Origin of the sequence: Fervidobacterium sp. 2310opik-2 (assembly GCF_011057735.1) — a bacterium.
Taxonomy (GTDB): Bacteria; Thermotogota; Thermotogae; order Thermotogales; family Fervidobacteriaceae; genus Fervidobacterium; species Fervidobacterium nodosum.
The window spans coordinates 124,194-139,395 of record NZ_LNGG01000012.1 but is presented as its reverse complement, the minus strand read 5'-3'; the positions used below and the strand labels follow the sequence as shown (position 1 = coordinate 139,395).

Here is a 15,202-nt window from a genome sequence, read left to right as displayed (position 1 = left end):
AACTCTTCAAGGGTATTGAATTGATTATCAGACACAGAAATCCCTCCCAAAGCACTATATAAAAGCACTATACAATCGAAATAATCAGAAAAATGATTAATACTTTTCAATCCCAAATCCGGCTTGTCCAGGTCCCACGTGTGTTGAAATAACTTTTCCAGTAGGTGTATAGTACACATTGTTGACTCTATAATGTTCTCTAAGAATCTTTTCTATTTCTTTCAATTCTTCCATATTATCGCAACTTACCATGTAAAGGTCAACAACACTATCTTTTGTAAAACCTTCACTCTCCGCTTTTTTGATTAATTCATCAACGATAGCTTTGAAACCTCGTGTCTTTGTAAATGGAACCATGTTCCCTTCTTCATTTATGTATATCCCAACCCTGATTTTTAGTAATGAGCCAACAAATCCTGCAAATTTGCTTACTCTTCCACCCTTGACAAGGAAATTGAAATCTTGAACATAGAAAAATGCGCCGAAACCTTTTGCAGCAATCTTTTTTTCTAATTCTTGTGCTACTGTTTCTAAGTCGACACCTAAATTAATTAATTCTCTTGCATATCTTGCCATTGGTGATATAGCTGTGGAAGCCATTTTTGAGTCTACTACTCTCACAGGTATATCAACTTCTTTTGCCGCAAGAGATGCGCTGTTAAACGTTCCAGACATAGCTGTTGAAATCGTTATTACCAAAACACCATCGTAACCTTGTTCTTTTAACTCGTTATACTTTTGTTTCCAGTCTTCTACCGATGGTTGTGAACTTTTAGGAAGTTCCGGAGCGGACTTCAGTTTCTCGTAAAATCTTTTCAGCTCTTCAAAATCTCTCGTATCGTCTTTTTCACTTGTACCATCAGGCCAATTAACATACAAAGGCACAATATCAACATTCCATTCTTTCATTTGCTCTTTAGGGAAATCGGAAGTACTATCTACCAATATTTTTATCTTTTCCATGCTTTAATCCCCTTTCTTAAGATCTAATATTAAATTAAACAATTGCCTTATATTATCAACTGTTTCAATCTTTATATTTTGTGTAGATTTAACGTTTGTGTTTTTTATACTCGCTTTTGGTATTACAATTAAATCTATAGGGAGTTTTTTAGCGTTTTCAACTCTTTTTTGTATATTTACGGCAGGTCTAATACTTCCATCAAGTCCTATCTCACCTGCCATAAATACGTTTCCTATGTAAGCATCCAAGAATGAGGATAATATTGCTCCAGCGATAGAAAGTTCGCAACCTGGATCTGTTATGTTTACGCCACCAGAAACGTTCATGTATATATCATGAAAATCTAATGGTAAATTCAGATGTTTTGACAATACGGCTGAAATTATTATGACTTTCCTGACATCCACTCCGTGGGATATTCTTCTACCAGACGTCGTTTTTACTCTTGAAACCAAAGCTTGAATCTGTACATTAAAAGGTCTGGTACCCTCGTATATGCTTGTAAAAATATTGCCAGGTGTGTTGGAGTAGGTTAAAAACGTATCTTCAGAGAGACCTTGCAAGCCATTACTTGTCATTTGAAAAACGGTTATTTCTCCGCTTGGACCATATCTGTTTTTCTGAACCCTTAGTATTCTATAATCCGTTGTTCTTTCGCCTTCAAAATAAATTACAGTGTCTACGACGTGTTCAACTAGTTTAGGACCCGCAATCGTACCTTCTTTTGTCACATGCGCTATCAAAATAGAAGGTATACCATATTTCTTAGAGAAAATTCTAACTTTCTCAACTACAGCTTTTATTTGTACGATACCACCTACTGGGGAATCAATATCAACACTGCACAGTGTTTGTATTGAATCTACAACGATGAGTTGAGCTTTGTTTGGATCGATCTCGTTTAAAATATCTTCGATTTGCGTTTCCGAAGAAATTAACAATTTTTCATTATTTATTCCCAAACGTTTTGCACGTAATCCAACTTGTCCAACACTTTCTTCACCAGATATGTAATAAATTCTCTTGTCATTATTAGAATTTCGAGCTATCGAATCACATATTTGAAGTGCGATAGTGCTTTTTCCAACCCCAGGCTCTCCACCAAGTAATATTACTTGCCCCTTTACAAGCCCTCCAGACAAAAGTTCATCAATAGAATTTATACCGGTTTTTATACGTTCTTCTTCTTCTAAAAGTTTTGTTGCAGAATTTATATCAAAAAAGCGAGGATGAGGTGCTTCCATCCCCGCTTCGTTTGCCCTTATTGATTTTGTTTCAGAATGGTCTTTTAAACTGAATTCCTTGGCACTATTCCATTCACCACAAACTGGGCACTTTCCGAACCATTTTGGAGATTCGTAACCGCATTTGTCACAGACGTATATTGTTTTTGCCTTTGCCATGGTTTACTCCTTATATGAGTTAAACTTTTTGCACCTCATTTTTTTGTTTGATGAAAACTAATTTGTTATCTTCTGGTACTATATAGACTTCGCTATCGTCATTTATTTCGCCACGCAACAACTCTTCTGAAAGTGGGTCTTCTATGTATTTTTGAATTGTTCTTTTTAAAGGTCTCGCGCCATAAACGGAATCGTAGCCCATACTTACTAAGAAATCCTTTGCTTCTTGAGAAAGTGTAAGCGTAATTTTTCTTTCAGCAAGCCTTGCTCTTATATCTTTAAGTAATATGTCGATTATCTGCTCAATGTGTTCTTTTGTGAGTTTATGGAATACTATTAATTCATCGATACGGTTAATAAATTCTGGTTTGAATACTCTTTTAACTTCTTCTATGACTTTGTTTTTCATCTCGTTAAATTCTCTTTCGTGAGATTCATTATCAACGAATCCAAGATTCTTTCTAGAAGTAACGATCTCTGCGCCGCCAATATTACTTGTCATGATTATTATCGTGTTTCTGAAATCAACCACATGACCTTGTGAGTCTGTAAGTCTACCATCATCCATAATCTGTAATAGCAGGTTAAAAACATCTGGATGTGCTTTCTCAATTTCGTCAAATAATATGACAGAGAATGGTCTTCTTCTCACTTTTTCCGTTAAAGTTCCACCTTCTTCGTATCCGACGTATCCAGGAGGTGCACCGATAAGCCTTGAGACAGAGAATTTTTCCATATACTCGCTCATATCAAATCTTATCAAAGCCTTTTCATCGCCGAATAAGTATTCAGCTAATGCTTTTGCAAGCTCAGTTTTACCAACTCCGGTTGGTCCGAGGAATAAAAATACGCCAACAGGTCTTCTTGGATCTTTTAAGCCACTCCGCGCCCTTCTTATTGCTCTTGATATAGCGTTAATTGCTTCATCTTGCCCAACAACCCTTTCATGTAACGCTTCTTCAAGTTTAAGTAGTTTTTCTCTTTCAGTTTCTTCGAGTTTTTGCAGCGGTATACCTGTCCATCCGGCAACAACTTCTTCGATGTCTGGTGTATCAACAATGGCTATCACAGATTCTATTTCTCTTTTCCATTTGTTATAATCTTCATTGAATTTTTCTCTTAATTCCTGTTCTTTCTCTTTTAACCCAGCGGCTTTTTCGTAATCTTGGTTATTTACAGCTTCTTCTTTTTCATTTTTTACAGCTTCAATTTGGAGTTTAAGCAACTGCAATTCACTTGGCATAACAAACAATTTTAGTCTTGCCCTTGAACCAGCCTCATCTATTACGTCTATAGCTTTATCTGGTAAGAAATGATCTGTTATGTATCTTTGTGAAAGGTAAACAGCTGCCTCAAGTGCTTTGTCTGTATATTTTACTTTGTGATGAGATTCATATTTAGCTTTAAGACCTTTAAGTATGTCGAGAGCCATTTGTGGTGTTGGTTCCTGAACGTATATTTTTTGGAATCTTCTCTCGAGTGCAGCGTCTTTTTCTATGTATTTTCTGTACTCATCTGGTGTGGTTGCACCAATACAATGTAATTCGCCACGTGCGAGTGCAGGTTTAAGGATATTGGCAGCATCTACAGCTCCTTCGGCCGAGCCAGCACCAACAATCATATGAAGTTCGTCTATGAATAGTATTATGTCCTTATTGCCTTTAACAACTTGGAGTAGCTTTTTCATTCTTTTTTCAAATTCACCACGATATTTTGTACCTGCAACTATCGCTGCGACATCCAATGAAAAGATAGTCTTTCCTTTCAATGGTTCAGGTACTTCGCCTGATACGATTTTTTGTGCAAGTCCTTCAACTATAGCACTTTTTCCAACACCAGGTTCGCCTATCAACACTGGGTTATTTTTCTTTCTTCTTACAAGTATTTGCATTAACCTTTCTATTTCATTTTCCCTACCAATTACAGGATCAAGTTCACCCTTCATTGCTTGTGCGGTGAGATCAACACCAAATCCTTCCAATTGTCTAACTGCAGGTGAAGAAACAGGCTCTTCGATCGAAGGTAAAGGCTGTGTTTCTTCGTAATAATCCTCTTCCGAATTTATGTTGTCTGCAATTTCTTTTCTAAGTGCTTGTACATTTACATTCAATTTCTTTAGTATGTGTATCGCTATGCCCTCTCCTTCGCGTAAAATTCCCAAAAGCAAATGTTCCGGATCTATTTTATCACTCCCTGAGATCCGAGCTTCTTCAAAAGCTATTTCTGTAACCTTCCTTGCCCTTGGTGTCATTTGAGGAGACATTATAAAACCGCGCATTCCAAGTCCAACAATAGATATTACCTCATTTTTAACACGCGCGTATGTTAAACCATATCTTTCAAGAATAGTTGATAATGGTTTATCATTCAATTTCAAAATTGCAAGCAACAAGTGCTCGGTTCCAACGTAAGAATGACCTAAATCTTTCGCTTCTTCTTGCGCGGTTACAAATACCTTTGCAGATCGTTCAGAAAACCTATCAAACATATGCTCACCTCCAAAATTTCAATTCAATTATACCATATCTAATAAAAAAAATAAAGCGGGGCATTTATTCCCCGCATGAATACGTGAATGTAAAGCTAACATAATTATGTAAATGCATAGTTGTGCAATTATTTAAATAAACAACTCTTTATAAAATCTACGTTTAATGTGAAATCATAGTCAGAGAATATAGCCTTTCCCAAAAGAATTACCTTACCATTGACAAAATTAAATGAAGCAGCGAGAATTACCTTATCAACAGTTTCGGCATCGTTTTTCCCATCAGAATCTATACTTTTTGCAGTATCAGATGATATTAATATATCAGCTTTACCGTACAAAATTAATGAACAAGCTGAATAAAACCTAATGTTATTAGCGATTACTTTGAAATTTGCGCCGTAATTGTTGATTTCATCTATTACTTGATCGTCGTTAAATCTAACAGGTGAATTGATATAATCTAAAAGCGTATTCAAATCTTCCGTATTTCCACCATTTTGGTAATCGCTTTTTGAAGTAATTATAAGAGTTCCGCCCATTTTTAAAAAATCGGCGATATTTTTAATTTCTTCATCGGTGTAACCTTTGCCGTTCATGATGACAAGATAACTTCCATCTAATTTTTCAATTTTGTTTATGTACTCAACTTTGTAATCTATACTTCTTAAATATTTTTCAAGAAGCGTAAGCTTATCTTTGTAATAATCGTTTGAATGACCTTGATCGATGAAAACTGTTTTACTTAAACTTTTCTTTTCAGCCTCACTTGATTTGTTTATATTGAAAATTTTGTATAACTCATCTATACTTTCAATCACTATGGCGTTTTTCAGGAGAGATTTGTACATTTCAAAGTATTCATCATCGCTACCACGTATAAGGTACACATCACCTTTGAATTCGTTAAGCCATTCTACTTCTTCTGGTGTTAAATCCTTGAAGAAACTTAATCCATCCAGCTTTGGAGTAGAAATTAAAACTGCGTTTACGTTCTCGTATCCAGCAAGTACAGTTTCAGAATAGGTAACTTGATTACCTTCATTCTCTAAATCTTTCAGAAATTTTTTAAAATTCTCACTTATATCATTTTCGTGTAATCTATCAATTAGGACTGTTACTCCTGAGTCTTCAAGTACTTCAAAGTAGGAAGATTGTATATTCTTGTTATTAAAGTAAAATTCTATTTTGTTATTACCTATAGGAATATTGTTTAGAGATATTGATTTATCGTAAATGATCTCGTAAGGTTTGAGATTTACTTTTTCGGATGAAATTAAATTGCCATTTAAATATATATTCAATTCCCCAGAAGCATCTGATTCACTTTGATTGTATAAATCAAAGTTAACTATAACTTGCTGACCGTATCTTGGTTTTTCGGGTCCAATTCTTACGTAGTTAGCTTTAACAGGTTCAGATGACTCAACCCAAATTGGTGCTGAAACAATTTCGTTTCCATCTTTTTGACGTATATAAACAAAATACCATTCGTAACCATCTGATACATCAAAAGTTTTTGTGATTTCAAATGAATCCTTGCCAACTACTTCCTTAAATTCAAAAACTTTTGATTGTGTCACTATAGAAAATTGCTCAACAGGGTCATTCTTATCTTCATATTTTACAGCTAACGTAATCTGTGTTGAATCATACAATATACTTCCCATAATTCTATTATTTCCAAAAACGTATAACTTAACGTTTTTATCTTCACTTGCGAAAGTTCTTCTATTCCAAAGCGCATCCATTATATCATCGTATGTCAAGGATTTAGCTAATACACCTGTTCGTGAATCGTTAGCTCCTATCCAATTTTGCTTGTGATTGTCCTGATTTGCCGTTGGGCTTACATGCCAACCTCGGTTTAGTGCAAGTATAAAGTTACTGTACATTTCTTCGGATATTGTATCATTGCTCGTACTGTTTCCATTTCCAATTTCTACTAAATTTACATATTTATCAGCTTCTGGAACAAACCAAAAATTCTGAAAGTTTCCAAAAGTCATACCCGGATGATTAAACTGAGCAAGTTTTTTGGACTTTACAATCCATTCGTAAAAATCTTTTAAATCGCCTTTCTCATCCCTGCTTATAAAATCGATAGTTTCAAAAACGTTGATGTGACCAGAACCTGCTGTCCATTCAAATCCTTGAAGACCAACGAATTTTCCTGGTTCTGTTGCATTTCGTGCGGCCTGTTGAGTGATTACTGTCTTCTTCTGACCGTCAACCGGTATTTTCAAAAAATAACAGTGATCAGTTACGGCTAGAAAATCACCATATTTTTTTGCATAATCATAAGCTTCTTCTGGAGTACCTCTTCCGTCTGAAAATGAAGTATGTGAGTGTAAATTACCATAAAATATCTTGAGTTCTTCAGCAAAACCGACTGTTACTAATAAAGTAAGTATAAAAAAGGCTAAAAAAATAGTAAAGGAAAACCTTTTAAAACTCATAACTTTTGACCTCCCTCTAATTTTTTGATTTTGTTAGAGCTTATTATTATATCACAAAAAATGTGTAAAAGTATATACAAAATTTAGGAAAATTTAATTCTTGACAGTTCAAAACAAGTATGATAAAATCATTATCGCGTTTAGGAGTGGCGGCGTAGCTCAGTGGCTAGAGCAGATGATTCATAATCATCGTGTCAAGGGTTCGAGTCCCTTCGCCGCCACCAGTTTTTTTAAATATACCTTGTATTATTTTTTTCCTTATGCCAGCGTAGCTCAATCGGTAGAGCGACGCATTCGTAATGCGCAGGTTGAGGGTTCGAGTCCCTCCGCTGGCTCCAAAGGTAGTAAAGTCTATGAAAAAGAAGGTGCAGGGGACCCTAAGTTTGAGGGTCCCCGTATTTTTGAAAAAAGGAGTTGGAATTATGGAAAGGATAGAATTTATAGATGTGGTGGATATATACGTTAAAGCAGGTGACGGTGGCAATGGAGCAGTTACATTTAGAAGAGAAAAGTACATACCATTTGGTGGTCCAGATGGTGGAGATGGTGGGGATGGTGGTTACGTTTTCTTAGTTGCTGACCCAACATTATCTACTTTGTATCACTTAACTGAAAAGAAAAAATACTTTGCCGAAAACGCTCAAAATGGTAGAAGTAGAAAGCAAAATGGTAAAAACGGTGCAGATCTAGTTTTGAGAGTACCAGTTGGAACAATCGTTAAAGATTATGATACAGGGGAGATAATTGCAGATCTTGATGAACCTGGAAAGTACTGTTGTGTTGCACGTGGTGGAAAAGGTGGACGTGGAAATACACATTTTAAATCTTCAACAAACCAAGCGCCAAAATTTGCTGAACAAGGTGCAAAAGGTGAAGAGAAGCATATTCAGTTGGAATTGAAGTTACTAGCAGATGTAGGATTAATAGGATACCCGAATGTGGGTAAAAGTTCTATTATATCTAAAATAAGCAATGCTAGACCGAAAATTGCAAATTATCCATTTACCACACTTGTTCCAAACTTAGGAGTTGTTTCTATAAATGGTACACCGGAAACTTCTTTTGTAGTTGCAGATATACCTGGATTAATAAAAGGTGCCAGTGAAGGTAAAGGTCTGGGAAATGTATTTTTAAAACATGTTGAAAGGTGTAGTGTTATCGTACATGTAATCGACGTATCTGGAAGTGAAGGAAGAGATCCTATTCAAGATTATTTTGATATAAGAAAAGAGTTAGAATTCTTCAGTAAAGATTTGGCAAAAAAGAGAGAATTAATCGTGGGAAATAAATCAGATTTACTCACACCAGAGGAAATAAATGCTGTGAAAGATAGGTTTTTAAAAGAAATTGGTGAAGGTATATTGTTAATTTCTGCAGTGACTGGTCAAGGAATAAATGAGTTAAAATACGCAATGTGGGATATAATAAAAGAGAGTAAGAAGATGTACGTTGGAACTATAGATATAACGAAAATCGAATTTGAAAAACCAAGTCCTGTAAGACTTGTTCTTCCGGATAGAGTTGACATTAAAATATTAAAGAACGACAAAGGCGAATTTATAGTGGAAAGTGAATATATAAAGAGTTACTTGGAAAAGTACAAAATGGAAGCCAAGTTTATGTTGGAGGATGTGCTTGACATTCTTCAGAAAAACGGACTTGATGAAAAGTTGAAGAAAGCTGGTGCGAAAGATGGAGATACTGTATGGGTTGAAGGAGTTGACTTCATTTTCAAAGAGTGACACATGTGTCATTTTTGGTGGATCTTTTAATCCCCCACATATAGGACATACAGTGATACTTTCTTACGCTCTTGACTATTTCAATGCAGATTTTTACATAATTCCGACAAAGACCCCACCACATAAAGTGGTGGATATTGATTTTGACAAAAGATTTGAGTGGGTGATGAAATCGTTTAAATGTTTTGATACTTATAAGAAAAATCAAATATTTTTGTGGGACCTTGAAAAACATATTTTTGGTGTAAATTACGCTATTAAAAATGTTGAGTACTTCAGAAAATATTACTCAAATACAATAATCTTAGTCGGAGAAGATGCTCTTGGAAACATAGAAAAGTGGTACAAATACGAAGAATTGCTGAATATCACCACTTTTGCTATTTATCCGCGAACACGAGATGGGAGCTTATATAAAAGAGGGCAACAAATTCTCGGAAATCTTTATTCAAATGTTATTGAGCTTAGAGATTTTCCACTTATCGAAATTTCATCGTCGGATATAAGAAAACGCATTGTTGAAGGGAAAAGTATAATAGGATTTGTGGACGGCGAAATATTAGAAGATGTGACAAACACATATCTAATGCATCATAAAAGTCATGGAGGAAATTGGAATGAGTAAGGCTAATTTTTTACCTGGTAATATAGGCTTAGCGCCGATGGCTGGTGTAACAGATTATCCGTTTAGAAAATTGTGCTTACAACATGGCGCGTACTTTGCCTTCACTGAGATGATAAGTGCTAAGAGTGTAATTATCAATGTTAAAATAAATGAAATTTACTTTCCAAGACAAGACGAAAAAGATAGAGTTGGTGTACAGTTATTTGGTTCAGATTACGCAGAATTATCTGAAGCGGCGGCTATAGTTCAAGAGAAAGGGCTATGGGTAGATTTGAATGCCGGATGTCCTGTTAGTAAAGTGATAAAAAAAGGTGCAGGAAGCGCACTGTTAAAAGATCTTGGAGAATTTAGAAAAGTTGTCAGGGCTATGCGTTCGGTCCTAAAAAGATTTACCGTGAAAACCCGTATAGGTTGGGAAAAAGACGAATTTGAGAAGATATACAATATCTTACTTGAAGAAAATGTGGATGCAGTATTTGTTCACGGAAGAACGGCAAAACAAATGTACTCAGGAAAGGCAACTTGGAAAATTTATAATCCTGGCTTTGTACCTTTGTATATAAGTGGTGATATTTATACGAAAGAAGATATAAAAAATGCAATGGAACAAAGCGGGGCAACAGGTGTTATAGTTGCAAGAGGAAGTATCGGTAACCCTTGGATATTCAGTGAAATAGGCGAACCAAATTGTGAGCAAAGATTATGTACTATTCTAAAACATTTGGAATATTTATACGATGAATACAAAGACTACGGTGCAGTTGTATTTAGAAAATTTGTTGCAGGATACACAAAAAATATGCTAGGAGCCCGTGATTTTAGAGATAAGGTTATGAAAATAAGGAAATTGGAAGAATTATCATCAGAATTTCAAAAATTTTTCTATGAAAATTGTTATAAACAAGGATTTAGAAAGGAGCAAAAAATAAGTGATATACTTAATCAGACATGCGGTAACTGAATGGAATGAGAAGCAACTTTGGCAAGGTGTAGTTGATACTGACCTTTCAAAGAAAGGTATTGAGCAGGCGAGAAAAATAGGTCATTTTTTTAAAATGAACGATATTAAAATAGACATTATTTATTCTAGTCCCATGAAAAGAGCCATTCAAACTGCCCAAGAGATAGCGTTGAAGATAGGTTACGATACTGAGAATATACTTGTTGATGAAAGGCTGAGAGAGTGCGAAATCGTTCTTTGGAACGGGAAAAATATAAAAGATGTTTTGAAAATTCATTATAAAGAATTTATCGAATGGCAAAATAATTTAGATTCTAAAATAGATAACGTGGAATCTCTTAAAAGTGTGCAGAAAAGAATGTATGAATTTTTGGAAGAAAAAAAGATTCAATTTCATGATAAAAATGTTATAATTGTTTCGCACGCAATTGCCTTAAGAATGTTAATAAGTAAGGTTTTAAACGTTTTTCCTCCGCACCATTTGAATTTTTCTTTAGATAATGCTTCTATATCTGGTTTAGAAGTTATGCCAAACAAAATTAGATTAAAGTTTTTAAATATAGTTCTATGATTATTTTTGTGATTAGTATAAATTTACAATCACGGAGGTGTTTACCCTGAAGGCATTACTCATAATCGTTGGTTTTTTGCTTCTTGTGTACATAGGAATTAAAATACTTCCATTGAAAATGAGATATTCTAATATTTTCTTTGTCCTTTCATTGGTTTTTCATTTGCTTGCATCTTTTTCCTTATCTTACGCTTTTTTAACTACTTCAATAGTTTTTATTGTAATATTCTTTTTAGTTATGCTCTACATGTTTGGATTGTAAGTTTTTATTGAGGCATTGATTTAAATTCTTTTAGGGAGTGACTAAAATTGCCTGGAAGTAGTGTTACCATATCTGGAGTTGAGAAGTTTTACGATGATTTTCACGTTTTAAAGAATATAAATCTTGAGATAAAGGAGAACGAATTCTTTTCCCTCCTTGGTCCATCAGGATGTGGTAAAACGACGCTTTTGAGAATAATCGCCGGTTTTGAGGATGTTGATAGTGGTGATGTACTTCTCGATGGTAAGAGTATAGTCGATATTCCACCAAATTTAAGACCTGTGAACACAATATTCCAGAGTTATGCATTATTTCCCCATTTGAATGTATATGAAAACATAGCCTTTCCTTTAAGATTAAAAAAATTAGGTGAAAATGAGATAAAGCAAAGAGTAGAATGGCTTTTAAACCTTGTAAGACTTGAAGAACATGCCAGAAAGAAACCATCCCAACTTTCTGGAGGGCAGAAGCAAAGAGTTTCGTTGGCAAGAGCGTTAGCTAACGAACCAAAAGTTTTGCTGTTAGATGAACCAGTTAGTGCACTTGATGCCAAATTAAGGCAAGAATTACTCATCGAACTTGATAATTTGCATGACAAAGTTGGCATCACTTTTATATATGTAACTCACGATCAATCAGAAGCAATAAGTGTTTCAGATCATGTGGCTGTAATGAATAACGGTATCATTGTTCAATACGGTACACCATACGAAATTTATGAAAGCCCAGCCGACCCATTTGTAGCGATGTTTATAGGTGAAAGTAATCTTATGAAAGGTATTGTAAAAAATATAATCTCAGAGAATTACGTGCTAATAGAATTTCCATCACTTGGTGAAATAATTTGCTATAGAGATAAACCGGTAAAAGAAGGAGATTCCGTACTCGTTACTTTAAGACCAGAAAAGATAAGGATAACCCACACTAAACCAACGTTGTCGGAAGATTCCTTTACGAATGTTATCCACGGAATTGTAGATGAAACGATATACATGGGATACCAAACAAAATACTTTGTTAAAACTGACAATGGCTTTATACTAAGAGTTTACAAACAACATGTAAGCTACCTTTTAGATGAAAAGATAATTCAATGGAAAGATGAAGTGTTTTTATATTGGAATCCGGATGACAGTTTCATAGTGGAGGTAGAAGAAGATTGAAAACAAGCAGGACTTTAAAAAAATTTCAGCAATATGGATATTTTTATTTTATGTGGCTTGTTTTGTTTTTTGTAATACCTGTCTTTGTAATACTCGCTTACAGTTTTTACACAAGGGATTTTCAAGGTGGAATTGTTCACAGATTCTCACTTCAAGGTTATAAAGATATATTGAACGTTAATTATTTAACTGTATTCTTTAGAACTGTTTGGATTTCTTTTGCATCTTCTGTTGTTTCAATTATCCTTGCTGTGCCTGTTGCTTATTACATAGCTTACAGCAAATTGAAAAATTTTCTATTACTTTTGGTTATAATACCATTTTGGACAAATTCACTTATAAGGATATACGCATGGATATTTATATTAGGAAATAACGGATTGATTAACCAAACCCTTTTAAAAATTGGCTTTATTTCAACGCCTATAAAATTCATGTACAATAATTTCGCAGTAATACTTGTTCTTGTTTACACTTATCTTCCTTTTGCTATACTTCCACTTTACTCTTCAATAGAAAGGCTCGACAAACAGATTTTTGAAGCGGCTATGGATCTTGGCTGTACAAAAAGACAAGTGTTTTTCAAAGTTTTATTGCCTAATATAAAGCAAGGTACAGTATCTGCTTTTGTTTTTGTTTTTATACCCTCACTTGGGACTTACGCTGTACCAGAATTGGTTGGAGGCAAAGATTCCAGAATGATTGGTAATGAAATTGCAAGGCAATTAACAACTGCCAAAAATTGGCCAGCCGCTGCGGCGATATCCTCTATACTTTTAGTAATAACTATAATTGCTGTGCTTTTCTTCATGTATGGAGGCGAAAAACGTGAAACCAGGTAGTTTTGCTAGGTTAGTTCTTATTTTAATATTGCTTTTCTTCTATATTCCGATATTTATATTAGTTATTTTCTCATTCAACTCTTCCAAATCTCCAGAATGGACTGGATTTAGTTTAAAATGGTACTACCAATTATTCACATCTTCTAGACATATTTGGAGGACTTTTTTCAATTCGCTAATAGTAGGAATTTCAGCGAGTTTAATTTCTTCCATCATCGGTACGCTTGGAGCTATATCGATGTATCTCGGTTCGAAAAAATTCAAAAAAATTCTTTGGACAACCACTTATATACCATTTGTCATACCTGATATTATAATTGGTGTCTCACTTTTAGTATTTTTCAGCGCAATAAAGCTTCAGCTTAGTTTATTCACAATATTTTTAGCTCACGTGACGTTTTCGATTCCTTACACTATGATGATTATTTTGACAAGATTAGAAGATTTTGATAAAAGCGTTATAGAAGCTGCCTACGATCTTGGTGCAACAAGTTTTGTCGCGCTCAGAAAAGTTATAATACCCATAGCACTACCTGGTATTGTAGCTGCATTCTTTATGGCTTTTACTTTATCTATAGATGATTTCGTCATAACATTCTTTGTCGCCGGGCCAGGTTCAACGACATTACCATTACAAATCTTTTCCATGGTTAGATTTGGTATTTCCCCTGTTATAAATGCTATATCTACGTTACTTCTTGTTGGAACAATTTTTATAAGTATATTCTTAAGAAAATATGTAAGGTATATCATATAATTGATACGCAATAAGAACTTTTCATCAAATCTTAAAACAAACAAAGGAGGCAGGATGTATGGTTAATGAAGATGTCAAGCTTTACGTTGAAAGAGTAAAAAAAGCAGCTGATTACATTAAAAACAAGATTTCAGAATTGCCAGAGATTTGTATTGTTCTTGGTTCAGGCTTACATGTTATCGCTGAAAGTGTTGAAAACCCTGTTAGAGTCTCTTATAAAGACATACCAGAATTTCCTATTTCAACAGCACCTGGTCATAAAGGAGAGTTAATTTTTGGAAAGTTGAATGGTAAAAACGTAGTTCTAATGAATGGAAGATTTCATTATTACGAAGGTTATCATATGAGAGATGTAACGTTCGGGGTTCGAGTCATGCAACAATTGGGAGTTAAATACCTTTTCCTTACAAACGCTGCGGGTGGTTTGAATCCAGACTTTGAAGTTGGAAGACCTATGATTATTTCTGACCATATAAATATGATGGGAGATAATCCTCTTATTGGTCCAAATATCGAAGAATGGGGACCAAGATTCCCAGATATGTCAAACGCTTACGATAAATCACTCAGAGAAATTGCAAAGCAAGTTGCGAAAGAACTTGATATACCTGTTTATGAGGGAGTTTACGTTGCAGTTGCTGGACCTAACTTTGAAACTCCAGCAGAATTAAGAATGCTTAGATGGATGGGCGCAGATGCAGTTGGAATGTCAACAGTTCCTGAAGTTATCGCAGCAGCCCACTCTGGCACAAAAGTTTTAGCAATTTCGGCAATTACAGATAGAGCTGTGCCTGATGATTTAAAACCATTAACAGCTGAAGAAGTTCTTGAAGTAGCTAATAGAACCGGGAAAATGATAGCAAAGATACTTTCGGAAGTTGTTAAACGAATATAAGTAAAAGCAAGAATAAAAAGGGTGACGGGAAATGTCAATTAGAACTCGTCTCATTGTTTTGTAAATATTA

General features: G+C 34.7%; 12 protein-coding genes and 2 tRNA genes. 10 read left to right on the top strand and 4 right to left on the bottom strand.

Annotated elements, in window-relative coordinates; translation table 11 throughout:
- Positions 1 to 96 precede the first annotated feature (96 nt).
- The 4 genes from AS161_RS06115 to AS161_RS06100 all read right to left on the bottom strand — a co-directional run bounded on the left by AS161_RS06115 (position 97) and on the right by AS161_RS06100 (position 7,314).
- Complete coding sequence (locus AS161_RS06115; protein WP_164542142.1) at positions 97 to 963, bottom strand: DegV family protein; 867 nt, start codon at positions 961 to 963, stop codon at positions 97 to 99.
- Between the two features lie 3 nt (positions 964 to 966).
- The gene (gene radA, locus AS161_RS06110; RefSeq protein WP_164542141.1) at positions 967 to 2,367 is read right to left on the bottom strand and encodes a DNA repair protein RadA; all 1,401 of its coding nucleotides are present in this window, start codon (positions 2,365 to 2,367) and stop codon (positions 967 to 969) included.
- Between the two features lie 19 nt (positions 2,368 to 2,386).
- Positions 2,387 to 4,855 carry an ATP-dependent Clp protease ATP-binding subunit gene (locus AS161_RS06105; RefSeq protein ID WP_164542140.1) on the bottom strand — a complete coding sequence of 823 codons (2,469 nt, stop codon included), beginning with the start codon at positions 4,853 to 4,855 and terminating at the stop codon, positions 2,387 to 2,389.
- Positions 4,856 to 4,983: 128 nt separating this feature from the next.
- The gene (locus AS161_RS06100; RefSeq protein ID WP_164542139.1) at positions 4,984 to 7,314 is read right to left on the bottom strand and encodes a DUF4350 domain-containing protein; all 2,331 of its coding nucleotides are present in this window, start codon (positions 7,312 to 7,314) and stop codon (positions 4,984 to 4,986) included.
- Positions 7,315 to 7,462: 148 nt separating this feature from the next.
- Between AS161_RS06100 and AS161_RS06095 the strand changes: the two genes are divergently transcribed.
- The 10 genes from AS161_RS06095 (at position 7,463) to AS161_RS06050 (ending at position 15,132) form a co-directional block, all read left to right on the top strand.
- A tRNA-Met gene (locus AS161_RS06095) sits at positions 7,463 to 7,538 on the top strand.
- 38 nt (positions 7,539 to 7,576) lie between these two features.
- Positions 7,577 to 7,652, top strand: a tRNA-Thr gene (locus AS161_RS06090).
- 84 nt (positions 7,653 to 7,736) lie between these two features.
- Positions 7,737 to 9,056 carry a GTPase ObgE gene (obgE, locus tag AS161_RS06085; protein WP_164542138.1) on the top strand — a complete coding sequence of 440 codons (1,320 nt, stop codon included), beginning with the start codon at positions 7,737 to 7,739 and terminating at the stop codon, positions 9,054 to 9,056.
- Positions 9,007 to 9,681 carry a nicotinate-nicotinamide nucleotide adenylyltransferase gene (locus AS161_RS06080; RefSeq protein WP_238374600.1) on the top strand — a complete coding sequence of 225 codons (675 nt, stop codon included), beginning with the start codon at positions 9,007 to 9,009 and terminating at the stop codon, positions 9,679 to 9,681. The genes obgE and AS161_RS06080 overlap by 50 nt, the downstream gene beginning before the upstream one ends.
- Positions 9,674 to 10,642, top strand: a complete 969-nt coding sequence (locus tag AS161_RS06075; protein WP_011993553.1) for a tRNA-dihydrouridine synthase family protein — start codon at positions 9,674 to 9,676, stop codon at positions 10,640 to 10,642. The genes AS161_RS06080 and AS161_RS06075 overlap by 8 nt, the downstream gene beginning before the upstream one ends.
- Entirely contained in the window at positions 10,611 to 11,213 is a 603-nt protein-coding gene (locus tag AS161_RS06070) for a histidine phosphatase family protein (protein WP_011993554.1), read from the top strand. The genes AS161_RS06075 and AS161_RS06070 overlap by 32 nt, the downstream gene beginning before the upstream one ends.
- 309 nt (positions 11,214 to 11,522) lie before the next feature.
- Positions 11,523 to 12,638, top strand: a complete 1,116-nt coding sequence (locus AS161_RS06065; protein WP_164542137.1) for an ABC transporter ATP-binding protein — start codon at positions 11,523 to 11,525, stop codon at positions 12,636 to 12,638.
- 50 nt (positions 12,639 to 12,688) lie between these two features.
- Complete coding sequence (locus AS161_RS06060) at positions 12,689 to 13,480, top strand: ABC transporter permease (RefSeq protein ID WP_164542190.1); 792 nt, start codon at positions 12,689 to 12,691, stop codon at positions 13,478 to 13,480.
- Positions 13,467 to 14,237: an ABC transporter permease gene (locus AS161_RS06055; RefSeq protein WP_164542136.1), complete on the top strand. Its 771-nt coding sequence runs from the start codon at positions 13,467 to 13,469 to the stop codon at positions 14,235 to 14,237. The genes AS161_RS06060 and AS161_RS06055 overlap by 14 nt, the downstream gene beginning before the upstream one ends.
- Positions 14,238 to 14,295: 58 nt before the next feature.
- The gene (locus tag AS161_RS06050; protein WP_164542135.1) at positions 14,296 to 15,132 is read left to right on the top strand and encodes a purine-nucleoside phosphorylase; all 837 of its coding nucleotides are present in this window, start codon (positions 14,296 to 14,298) and stop codon (positions 15,130 to 15,132) included.
- Positions 15,133 to 15,202: the final 70 nt, after the last annotated feature.